This window comes from Desulfuromonas sp. KJ2020, from assembly GCF_024197615.1.
Classification (GTDB): domain Bacteria; phylum Desulfobacterota; class Desulfuromonadia; order Desulfuromonadales; family SZUA-540; genus SZUA-540.
On sequence record NZ_JAKUKE010000002.1, the window covers coordinates 114,176 to 125,000 of the forward strand.

Sequence of the window (10,825 nt, forward strand, 5' to 3'; positions counted from 1 at the left end):
ACCTATGGATCCGCATACCGCCCGACTTTTTGCTGAACAGCTGGCCCGATGGACCGAATCGCACATTCATCTGGGCCGCTCGCCCCTGAAAAAGGTGGAAGTTTTTTCTTCTCTTCTGACATCGGCGGGCGAACTGTCGCCACCGTTGATCTTCTGGATCAATCGTGACAGCTTCATGGCGGCCGGAGTAGTTCTTTTCCCGTCGGGACACACCCACGATGCCAACGACTCGGGTATCCACTGTGCCGAAGCACTGGGACTTCGTCATTTTATTTCCTGGGCCCCCAAAGAGGTCGTCATCTGGGAGGTCCAATCCGGCGGCTGTCAAAAACGCAAGACCCTGACACTTTCCGGTCATGGCGATGAAGGCGAAGAGGCTTTTCGGGAAACGCTGCTGCTGCTGTTGGAAGAGGTCAAGATGCTTTCTGTCACGGGCGCCATTGCCCCCGCCGACCTCTCCCCTTTTTATCTCGTCAACCTCTGTCTCGGCGCCATCACCTCGGCCTTTCCATTCATCGCGGAGCAGTATCTGGTTACCCGCGAGGCCATACGACTTGGCGCAGATCCGGCCGCGTTGACCACCCTGGCGTACCATAAAGCGACCCTGACCCTGCTGCGTCTGCTGGCGCTGATCAGCTATGATCGTCTACCACCCTCTGTCCAACCGGAAGGGCTGGATAGAGCCACTATTTATGCCATGGAGACCCTTCCCGACATTCTCCAGCAGGCGATGAAACCCCAATCGACCGAGCAACCTCTACCGCTGGAAGCAGCTACCCGCTTCCATCACTTTTTCCGCCGGATGCTGCAGTTGCCGCAGCGGAAAAATCACGATTTCCTGACCAGGGTGCTGCAGCCGCTCTTGGCCAAGGATGCTCCACAACTGGGGGGATTTCCGCTTCCCAGCGAAAATAAACCAAGCAGCGATACGGCCTGCTTATTCATTCATCCCGACGGCATCAATAAGAGCACCGACGAAGAGGTCATGGAAGTTGCTTCGCAGCCCATTTTGGCCTACACGGCCCTGCTGAGGAATTTTCTGCACATCCCGCCGGCCATCGCCCAGGGAACCAGCGTCTTGCGCTTCCTGCCCCCGGGCGCACCGAATAAAGTCATCGGAACGCTGAAAGACAACCGCCTGCCTTCAATGATGGAACGGCAGGAATTGGCAACTCTTCTGCGCGGTTCATGGCCCAATCGCCGGCTTCCTCTTTTAGCCGGCACTCCGCTGTGGGGCTGGGAATTCATCCATCTCCTCGGATTGGCCGGCGACGGGGCGAGTCTGGAGCTACGCATTCCCGATGCCTGGATTTATCAGGACTTCGGCGCTCCCCTTTTCGACCTCATCAAAGAGTATTTCGTGCTGACATGCATCAGGGCCGAGGGAGATAACGGCTTGACGATCAGCCTGCAAAAAACCGTCGATGAGGATGCCCAAACCACCTTCGAACTGGACAAAGAAACCAGAAGCATTAACTGGTCCCTTCTCCGCTCGGGGCACCGGTCTTTACTCGCTCTTGGCCTTCGCCTGCCGGCCTATCTCTTTAAATGGCTCGAAACGGGCACCCTGCAATTCGTCGAACCGACCCATTGGCCAGCAGAAAAGGAGCGAGAGATCTATCTTTTTGCCCAGTCCACCCTGGGGCAATTCCTCTGGAGCGTCATTGCCGGCCAGACGAAACTTCCGTCTCAAAAGAACCTTCGCCAGGCCATTCTCGACCAGGGCCTGCCCCTGCCCGGGGCCGAGATACTGCAGAGTCTGGCTCCCATCCCCTGGAGAGAAGGGGAAAAGATCCCCCGGGCCACCATTGACAGTGAGCTGGCCCTGTGGATGGACAACCAGTCCGGCCAGAATCTTCCCAAGCCCTTAAAACGTCCGGCCAGAACCAGATCGTCCCGTCGGGCCAAAACAACCCTGCCCCTGACCGACCTTGTTGCCAGTATCGGCGACGTCGTCTTCCGGGACGGCATCCCTCTATTTCCCGAACAGTATTTGTATGACTATTACAAACCACAACTCACCCCCTACAAGTGGCAGGCTCCCCTTCGCGTCAGCGAGGTGTTTTTCGGGCAATATACCCTCAGGGACGATCTCGGCACCATCTTGGAGGTCGAAGGCCTGGAAACGGCCAAGGCCTTGGTGCTGATTTCGCACACCGGGAGAACAGAGACGGACCTACCCCAGGAACTGCAGTTGACGGCCACCTTGCTTGAGCGGTATATAAGAGATCTCAGGACCTTGAAGGATTCTTTATACCAACAGGTCAACAGGCACATGCCGAACCAGCAGGATGCCGAAGACCTCGCCCGGGAAATCTGGTCTGGCCAGGACCTTCCCCCCTGGGACATTCTGGAAGAATAAAATCTTTCGATTTTAGCCGAGGCGAAATCGCTGTTTCGTCGCCCCCGCAATTTTCATCTTCCGAGGCAGGCATCTGATGGCACCAGGCAAAATGCTCATACTGGCAGGTCTCATTCTTCTCACGGCGGGCCTTCTGATTACGTATGGGCCCAAAATCCCCCTGCTGGGCAAACTGCCCGGCGACATCCGTATTGAGAGGGAAAACTTCACCTTTTACTTTCCCTTGGGAACCAGTCTGCTTGTCTCGGCCCTGCTCTCCCTTCTTTTTTGGCTGTTTCGACGCTGAGTCCGGCTGATACCTGCCGGACTGTCCTCCCGCAAAGGGTCCTATGAATTTAACCACTTTCTCCGATACAGGTAATGTGATATGGCCAAATCTATAGGACTTGCTCTTGGCAGTGGAGCGGCACGGGGTCTCGCTCATATCGGTGTTCTTAAAGAACTTGCGGAAAACGACATTCCGGTCAGCGCCATTGCCGGCACCTCCATGGGCGCTTTTATAGGAGCCCTCTATGCCGCGGGCGTTCCCCTGACGGAAATGGAAGAGGTTGCCCTCAAGCAGGACTGGCGAAAACTGGCGCGTCTTATTGACCCAGCCTTACCGACCTCCGGACTCATCAACGGCAGAAACGTCGCTTCCTTCATTCAGAACCTTCTTCCTGTCCACACTTTCGAAGAACTTTCCATTCCCCTGGCGGTCGTTACCACCGATATCGAAACGGGTGAACACGTCATTATAAAAAAAGGCCGCCTGGACGATGCCCTCAGAGCAGCGATCGCCTTTCCCGGCGTCTTCCCGCCAGTCCGCTTCGGCGACCGTTTCCTGGTAGACGGGGGTCTCTGCATCCCTGTCCCCATCAACCAGGTTCGCGACCTCGGTGTCGAGGTCACCATTGGCGTATGCACAATTCCCGAGGTGGAGAAAAAAGCGACTGAAGATTTTCTTCTCCATAAAAAAGAGAAGAAAAAATCCGGGAACAGCTTCATGAATCTGCTCACTGTCGAAGCCGTCGAGAAACTTTTCAAATCCCCTCTGGGGAACAACCGTCACGCGCCCGGCGAAAGCGCACAGGCAGAAGAAACCGCAGAAGAGCGTAAGCCACCGGGAATTTTAAAGATTTTTGCTCAGAGCATCGCCATCATGGAAAATGAGATCAACTCTCTGAGGCTGGAAAAAGATGAAGCGGATCTGCTCATTCGCCCAGATCTTAACGGGATTACCCTATTGGAGTTCAATCGTGCGGAAGAAACGATTCAGGCTGGTGTGAAAGCCACGAAAAAGGTACTTCCCAAGGTACGCGATTTAGCTCAACTTTGAAAGACTTCGACCCTGTGATAGACTTTTACCATCTTATGACACCTCACCTTTCAAGGAGGCCATTATGCTGGAATTTTTAGAAAAAACTCTTTTTACCACCGTGGGTGCCGTGGCTTTGAGCCAAAAAAGAGCGGAAGAGCTGCTAAAGGAGATGAAAGAACGCTTTGACATTACCGAAGAGGAAGGCAAAGCCTTTTTGAGCAATCTTCAGGAAAAAGCCAAGGAAAACCAGCAGAAACTTGAACAGGCGGCCCGGGAAGAGGTAAAAAAAGCCTGTGAACGGGCGGGGGTCGTCACCACCGATGAATTTGAAAAACTGAGGAAAAAAGTCGCCCAGCTTGAAAAGCTGGTAAAGGATCAGGGTTAGCAGCCCACGATTCATGCTGACTTTCACTCGCATAAATCGCAACATCCGTTCAATCAGACGCTATCGGGATATTCTGTCGATCCTGGTCAAATATGGTTTCGGCGGACTGATCGAACAGCTCAACATCACCTATTACATTGAGCTGGGACGGAAGATTGTCACCTTGGGCAAAGCCTCCAAAGAACTGGAACGCTTGACGCAAGCAGAACGACTGCGCCTGGCCATGGAGGAATTGGGTCCGACCTTCATAAAGCTGGGGCAGCTGCTATCGACACGCCCTGATGTCATTCCGGCCGAATTTATCGAGGAATTCCGCAAGCTGCAGGACAAGGTCCCGCCCATACCGGCCGAAGAGGTTCACAAACAGATTTCGCTGGAACTGGGCCAATCTGTCGATGAACTCTTTTCCTCCTTTTCCGTCGTCCCTTTGGCTTCGGCCTCTATTTCCCAAGTACATCGTGCCCGCCTGACGACCGGTGAAGAGGTCGTCCTGAAGGTTCGACGTCCCCGTATTGAACAAGTGGTCGACACCGATCTCGACATCCTGATGGGACTGGCCTATCTGGTGGAAAAACATCTGCCATCGGGCGAGCTGTACGATCCGACCGGGATTGTTAAAGAATTCAGGCGCACCATCTACCGGGAAATGGATTTTGCCCGAGAAGGGCGCACTATAGACCGTTTTGCCGCCAACTTTGCCGACGACCCGACGGTCCATGTCCCTCAGGTTTTCTGGGATTTTACGGGAGAATCCGTCCTGGCCATGGAGTATGTGGACGGGATCAAGGTTTCTCATTTCGACAAGCTGCGGCAAGAGGGGCACGACCTCAGAGCCATTGCCCGCCATGGGGCGGACGCTATTCTTAAACAAGTGCTCGTCCATGGCCTTTTCCATGGCGACCCCCATCCGGGCAACATCTATATTCTCGACAAGGACAGGGTCTGTTTTTTGGACTACGGCATGGTCGGGCGACTTGATGACAGCTTGAAGTATCAGCTGGTCGAGCTCCTGGTCGCCGTCCTCAAAAGAGACGTTGACCGGATTATCAATATGCTTCTCTATTCGGGCGAACTCACGGACGAATCCAATATTAGAGATCTGCGTCGGGACCTGGCTGAGTTCATTGATGATTATTATGAAATCCCCCTGCAGGAGATCAACGCCGGGAAACTGCTGTCGGAGTTCGTGGAAATTCTCTCCCATAATCGCATCAAGTTCCGCTCTGACCTTATCCTGCTGGCCAAAGCCCTGGTAACGATCGAAGGCATAGGGCGCCAACTTGACCCCGATTTCAACATGATCGACCACCTGAAACCTTTTCTTGAAAAGGTCGTTCGCGAAAGACTGGCTCCGGCGGCCCTGGGCAAAGAGCTGTTGAGGGTTCTGCAGGACTATGGTGCTTTTGCCAAGACGCTTCCGAGCGATTTGAAGGAATTCATCAACCGGGTCAATAAAAATAAGTTCAAAATCGATCTCGAGCATCGGGGACTGGAAAAAATGATTTCCGACCTCGATAAATCTAGCAACCGCCTCTCCTTCAGTCTGGTTATCGGCTCCCTTATTGTCGGTTCGTCCCTCATCATGCAGACCGAAAAGGGGCCTCTCCTTTTCAACTTCCCGATACTGGGTCTTTTGGGATATTCCATCGCCGGTTTCCTGGGACTTTGGCTTGCAATCGCCATTCTCCGTTCTGGTCGTCTGTAGACTCGCCCAACATTTCTTCCTGCACCTTTTCTCCACATATTATGAAACCCTGACTGTAGACTTTAAACCACACCATCCCACTTTTTCCACCACAACATCCTCCCACCAACGCGCCCACCCCCACATAAAAACACACCATATCAACAACTTACAGATCATAACATAAATGGCAGACTTATTGCACTCCTATGGGGCGTCAACAAAAAGACATTCATATATTGCATTAATACCCAGGAGACCCCTGTCGATGATTTTTCAACGCACAATCGCCCAGACGACCTCCATATCCGGTATCGGCCTTCACTCCGGCCATCGGATCAACATGACCCTTCGCCCGGCGGAGGCAGGAACTGGCATTGTTTTCCACCGTTCAGAAGGCGATCGCGTCGTTTCCATTGAGGCTGTTTCCGCCAATGTTGTGGACACCCGACTAGCCACGGTTCTTGGCAAAAATGGCTTGCAGGTTTCTACCGTTGAACATTTTATGGCGGCGCTTACAGCCTTCGGCATCGACAACCTTCATGTGGATATCGACGGTCCTGAAATTCCGGTCATGGATGGCAGCGCGGTTCCTTTTGTCGAACTACTGCAGGAAGCCGGCGTGAGCAACCTGGCACGCAGCCGCAAGTTTTTGGTGGTTCGCAAGCCCATCACGGTTATTGACGGTGAAAAACGCGTCAGCCTCATTCCTTCGCGCTTTTTTCGCATCACCGCCGAGATTGCTTTTGAGCATCCCTGCATCGCTCATCAGCAGCGATCAATCAAGTTTTCCCGCGAAGGCTTTATCAAAGACATCGCCCCGGCCCGAACTTTTGGATTTCTCAAAGAGGTGGAATATCTCAAAGCCAACGGGTTAGCCCGTGGCGGCTCCATGGAAAACGCTGTGGTCATTGGCGAGGACAAGATTCTGAATCCGGAAGGCCTCCGATTCAGCGATGAGTTTGTGCGCCACAAGATCCTGGACTCCGTGGGTGATTTCAGTCTCCTTGGCTACTCGATTCTCGGCCACTTCAAAACCTTCAAGGCGGGGCACGACATCAACCACAAGATCGTGGAAGAAATTCTGGCCTCCCCTGATTGCTGGAAGCTGGTCGAATTCTCCGAAGAAGATGTCCGCAATGCCCTCAATGCCAACTCGCCCGCCTATGCTACCGAACTGGCGATATCCAAGGCATAGAGTCAAAAAACCTTAGCATGGCAAGAGGCAACCTGGGTCAGGGTTGCCTCTTTTTGTTTGCAGCCAGCAGGTAAGACCTGATATTTTGTTTGAAATTATAGAGGTTTGAGATTACCCCTCAGTTTGCGGGAAAAATGTCGCCAGAAACAAAAAAACATAAAGACCCCATCCTAGAAACAAGGAAAAGACGCCGTGAGTGGATTCTTATCATTCTGGTCATCTGTCTTGTCCTGCTGTTCTCACGGTTTGAAACGCAGCTTTTTGAACTCACCGCTGGCGTACCCGTTTCCAACAGCATCCTGCTTCTGGCGTTAATCAACATCAACATTCTCTTCATTATCCTCCTGCTGTTCCTGATCTTCCGGAATTTATTCAAACTCATTCTCGAACGGCGTAAAAACGTGCCCGGCGCACGTCTGCGGTCCAAGCTGGTCATCGCGTTTGTTTCTCTTTCGCTGGTGCCCACGATGCTGCTTTTTTTCGTATCTGCGGGTTTCATCAACAACACCATTGAGAACTGGTTCAACAGCCAGATTGAGGCCTCCCTTCAGGAATCGCTGGATGTCGCTCAGACTTATTACAAAAACTCAGCCGCAAACGCCCTCTATTATGCAGAACAGCTCGCGCAGATCGTCAAGGAAGAGAAACTACTCAACCAGGAAAATCTGCCGAAGCTGGTGGAAGTCATCAAGCAAAAGCAGAAAGAATACAATCTGGGTATAGTTGAGGTATTTTCAAGCACTTACGAGGAGCTTGTTCGTGCCTCGAATCCCCAGGTTCCCGCTTCGGAATTCACGGATCCTGGCTCGGATAACATACGGGAAGCCCTCCAAGGCAACCGTTTCACGCGGATTACCCCTATTGGGAAAGCCGACCTCATCCGGGGCATCGTCCCTGTCTATTCCAATTGGAATCCCAACGATGTCGTTGGTGTGGTAGTCGTCAACTATTACGTGCCCTACAGTCTGGTCGCCAAGATGAAGGAAATTTCCTCATCGTTCGAACAGTACAAAAGCAGCAAATTGCTCAAAGGGCAGATACAGAAAAGCTATGTGGTCGTTCTCCTGCTAATCGCGCTGGTCATTATTTTCATGGCTACCTGGTTCGGATTCCATCTGGCCCGAGGCATTACCGTTCCCATCCAGGAACTTGCGGTAGCAACCAATAAAATTGCCGGGGGCGACCTCAATGTGAAGATCGACGTGCAAAGCGATGACGAAATTGGCACCCTGGTGCAGGCCTTTAATAAAATGACCGCGGACCTGCGCAAAAGTCGGGCTGCCATCAACAAGGCCAATCAGGAATTTCATGCTTCAAACCTGGAACTGGATCAGCGGCGCCGCTACATGGAGATTGTCCTCAAAAATGTGACCGCCGGTGTTATTTCACTCGACAAACAGGGGAACATCACTACGATCAACAAATCGGCCGAGCTTTTGCTGAGAATCAAAACGGGAAAAATTCTCGGAAAGAATTTCCGCGAGGTCGTTGACGCCAACCATCTGCCCATGATCAAGGATCTGCTCAAGGAGCTTATTTCCTCTGGGAAAGATTCGGTTCGCAAACAAATCACGGTTTCTATACAGGACAGCAAGATCACCCTGTTGGTCAACGTAACGACTCTTCGCGACGAGAATGGAGAATTCATGGGAACGGTCGTTGTTTTTGATGACTTGACCCATCTACTCAAAGCGCAGAGAATGGCGGCCTGGCGAGAGGTCGCACGCCGCATTGCCCACGAGATCAAAAACCCATTGACACCGATTCAGCTTTCCGCACAAAGATTGCGGAGACGATATCTCGACCGTTTTTCTAAAGACGACACTGTTTTTGACGAATGCACCATGATGATTGTGCGCCAGGTTGACGAACTTAAAAATCTCGTCAATGAATTTTCCAGCTTCGCTCGCATGCCAGCCAGCAACCCAACCCCGAACAACGTCAATGAAATACTTTCCGAGGCTATGCGACTCTATCAGGAGGCGCATAAAGAGATCACCTTTTCCTTTGAGCCTGATGCCAGCATGCCAGTTTTCAATCTGGATAGAGATCAAATCAAAAGAGCCTTTATCAACTTGCTCGACAACGCGGTGGGGGCCATCGGCGATGAAGGAAGCATCCACATGGAGTCAGCCTTCAACCCATCCTTGCAAATGGCTATCATTACCATCTCGGACTCGGGCTGCGGCATCCCGGCGGAAGACAAGCCGAGACTCTTTGAACCCTATTTTTCTACCAAGAAATCAGGGACCGGGCTCGGCCTGGCTATTGTTTCAACGATTATCGCCGATCACAATGGCTACATCCGGGTGCGGGACAACTACCCAAAGGGGACCAAGTTTATTGTCGAACTGCCTATTGGTGAAAATTCGGTAGCCGTTTAACCTTTGCCTCAAAAAATATCTGCAGGAAACCGATGAAAACAATCCTTATTGTTGACGATGAAGAGAGCATAAGAGAAAGCCTTAAAGGAATCTTCCAAGATGAAGGCTTCAGACCCCTGTTCGCTCAAAACGGTGAAGAAGCGCTGCAAGCTTTGCGTGAGGAAACCCCGGACCTTATCCTGCTTGATATCTGGATGCCCGGCATGGATGGGATCGAGACCTTACGTCGCATTCGGGAGGATTTCCCCGATCAACTGGTCGTCATGATGAGCGGGCACGGCACAATTGAGACTGCCGTCAAAGCCACAAAACTCGGGGCGTACGACTTTATCGAAAAACCACTTTCGTTGGAAAAGGTCCTGCTGTGTATTCAAAACGCCATACGGGTAACTCAACTTGTGCAGGAGAACCAATCCCTAAAGAGCAAAATCGATAAAGACAACGAAATGATCGGGGTAAGCAGCCATATCAAGGAGCTGAAACGACAGATTGCCATGGCGGCGCCCACCTCCGGTTGGGTTTTGATAACAGGCGAGAACGGTACGGGGAAGGAACTTGTGGCGCGCGAGATACACACCTTGTCCAATCGACGGGAAAAGCCCTTCGTGGAGGTGAACTGCGCGGCTATTCCGGAAGAATTGATTGAAAGTGAACTTTTCGGTCACGAAAAAGGGGCGTTTACTGGCGCAACAGCACAGCGTAAAGGCAAGTTTGACCTGGCCCACGAAGGAACCCTGTTCCTTGACGAAATCGGTGATATGAGCCTGAAAACCCAGGCCAAAGTCCTTCGCATATTGCAGGAAAAAAAATTCGAGCGCGTAGGCGGGCAAAGAACCATTGAAGTGGATGTGCGCGTGATAGCCGCCACGAACAAAAACCTTGAAGAAGAAATCCGCGCAGGCAATTTCAGGGAAGATCTATACTATCGCCTAAATGTCATCCCTTTCCACGTCCCTCCGTTGCGAGAAAGGGGCGAAGATATACCGCTTCTGGTCGAACACTTTCTGGAGTACTTCTGCGGTAAAGAGAGCAGAGCCATCAAAACCATGACGCCAGAGGCCATCAATTTACTCAAAAGTTATGCTTGGCCAGGCAACGTACGGGAATTAAAGAATATCATCGAACGCCTTGTCATAATGACTCCCGACGATGTCATTACTGCCAAGCATCTACCGGAAAGTATTACGGGTAAAGCCGGTTCAGCCGGAAAAGTTGCTGCCCTTGCAGCCGCGGAATATGCAACTTACAAAGAGGCTAAAGAGGAATTTGAGCGGGATTTTATCATCCAGAAGCTGGAAGAAAACGACTGGAATATTTCCAAAACCGCTGAAGCCATAGAAATAGAGCGATCCAACCTGCACCGAAAAATAAAAGCATTCGGGATTGAGCTACGCAAATAAAATAACCTGCGACTGAACCAGAAACACAAAAGCCCTCCACTTCGACATATCAAAATGGAGGGCTTTTTCTTTTCTAAAATAAAAACAGGGCCCCTAGATAAATAAGGGGCCC

General features: G+C 51.8%; 8 protein-coding genes. All 8 read left to right on the plus strand.

Going from position 1 to position 10,825, the window contains the following annotated elements:
- The first annotated feature begins 4 nt into the window (after positions 1-4).
- The 8 genes from MJO47_RS08190 (at position 5) to MJO47_RS08225 (ending at position 10,713) form a co-directional block, all read left to right on the plus strand.
- Positions 5-2,362: a hypothetical protein gene (locus MJO47_RS08190; RefSeq protein WP_253960652.1), complete on the plus strand. Its 2,358-nt coding sequence runs from the start codon at positions 5-7 to the stop codon at positions 2,360-2,362.
- A gap of 76 nt (positions 2,363-2,438) precedes the next feature.
- Positions 2,439-2,648 carry a DUF2905 domain-containing protein gene (locus tag MJO47_RS08195; RefSeq protein ID WP_305882418.1) on the plus strand — a complete coding sequence of 70 codons (210 nt, stop codon included), beginning with the start codon at positions 2,439-2,441 and terminating at the stop codon, positions 2,646-2,648.
- Positions 2,649-2,729: 81 nt separating this feature from the next.
- Positions 2,730-3,680 carry a patatin-like phospholipase family protein gene (locus tag MJO47_RS08200; RefSeq protein ID WP_253960653.1) on the plus strand — a complete coding sequence of 317 codons (951 nt, stop codon included), beginning with the start codon at positions 2,730-2,732 and terminating at the stop codon, positions 3,678-3,680.
- 64 nt (positions 3,681-3,744) lie between these two features.
- Positions 3,745-4,047, plus strand: coding sequence for a phasin family protein (locus MJO47_RS08205; protein WP_253960654.1), 303 nt, complete (start codon positions 3,745-3,747; stop codon positions 4,045-4,047).
- A 13-nt stretch (positions 4,048-4,060) separates the two neighbouring features.
- Positions 4,061-5,752 carry an AarF/ABC1/UbiB kinase family protein gene (locus MJO47_RS08210; RefSeq protein WP_253960655.1) on the plus strand — a complete coding sequence of 564 codons (1,692 nt, stop codon included), beginning with the start codon at positions 4,061-4,063 and terminating at the stop codon, positions 5,750-5,752.
- Positions 5,753-5,999: 247 nt separating this feature from the next.
- Positions 6,000-6,929 (plus strand): UDP-3-O-acyl-N-acetylglucosamine deacetylase, encoded by a 930-nt coding sequence (lpxC, locus tag MJO47_RS08215; RefSeq protein WP_253960656.1) that lies wholly within the window; start codon positions 6,000-6,002, stop codon positions 6,927-6,929.
- Positions 6,930-7,063: 134 nt separating this feature from the next.
- Positions 7,064-9,313, plus strand: a complete 2,250-nt coding sequence (locus tag MJO47_RS08220; RefSeq protein WP_253960657.1) for an ATP-binding protein — start codon at positions 7,064-7,066, stop codon at positions 9,311-9,313.
- A 32-nt stretch (positions 9,314-9,345) separates the two neighbouring features.
- The gene (locus tag MJO47_RS08225; protein ID WP_253960658.1) at positions 9,346-10,713 is read left to right on the plus strand and encodes a sigma-54 dependent transcriptional regulator; all 1,368 of its coding nucleotides are present in this window, start codon (positions 9,346-9,348) and stop codon (positions 10,711-10,713) included.
- Positions 10,714-10,825: the final 112 nt, after the last annotated feature.

Bases quoted from the DNA above. Each gene is read 5' to 3' on its own strand.
- MJO47_RS08220 (WP_253960657.1), top strand. From the start codon at position 7,064: ATGTCGCCAGAAACAAAAAAACATAAAGACCCCATCCTAGAAACAAGG.
- MJO47_RS08210 (WP_253960655.1), top strand. From the start codon at position 4,061: ATGCTGACTTTCACTCGCATAAATCGCAACATCCGTTCAATCAGACGC.
- MJO47_RS08195 (WP_305882418.1), top strand. From the start codon at position 2,439: ATGGCACCAGGCAAAATGCTCATACTGGCAGGTCTCATTCTTCTCACG.
- MJO47_RS08200 (WP_253960653.1), top strand. From the start codon at position 2,730: ATGGCCAAATCTATAGGACTTGCTCTTGGCAGTGGAGCGGCACGGGGT.
- MJO47_RS08205 (WP_253960654.1), top strand. From the start codon at position 3,745: ATGCTGGAATTTTTAGAAAAAACTCTTTTTACCACCGTGGGTGCCGTG.
- lpxC (WP_253960656.1), top strand. From the start codon at position 6,000: ATGATTTTTCAACGCACAATCGCCCAGACGACCTCCATATCCGGTATC.
- MJO47_RS08225 (WP_253960658.1), top strand. From the start codon at position 9,346: ATGAAAACAATCCTTATTGTTGACGATGAAGAGAGCATAAGAGAAAGC.
- MJO47_RS08190 (WP_253960652.1), top strand. From the start codon at position 5: ATGGATCCGCATACCGCCCGACTTTTTGCTGAACAGCTGGCCCGATGG.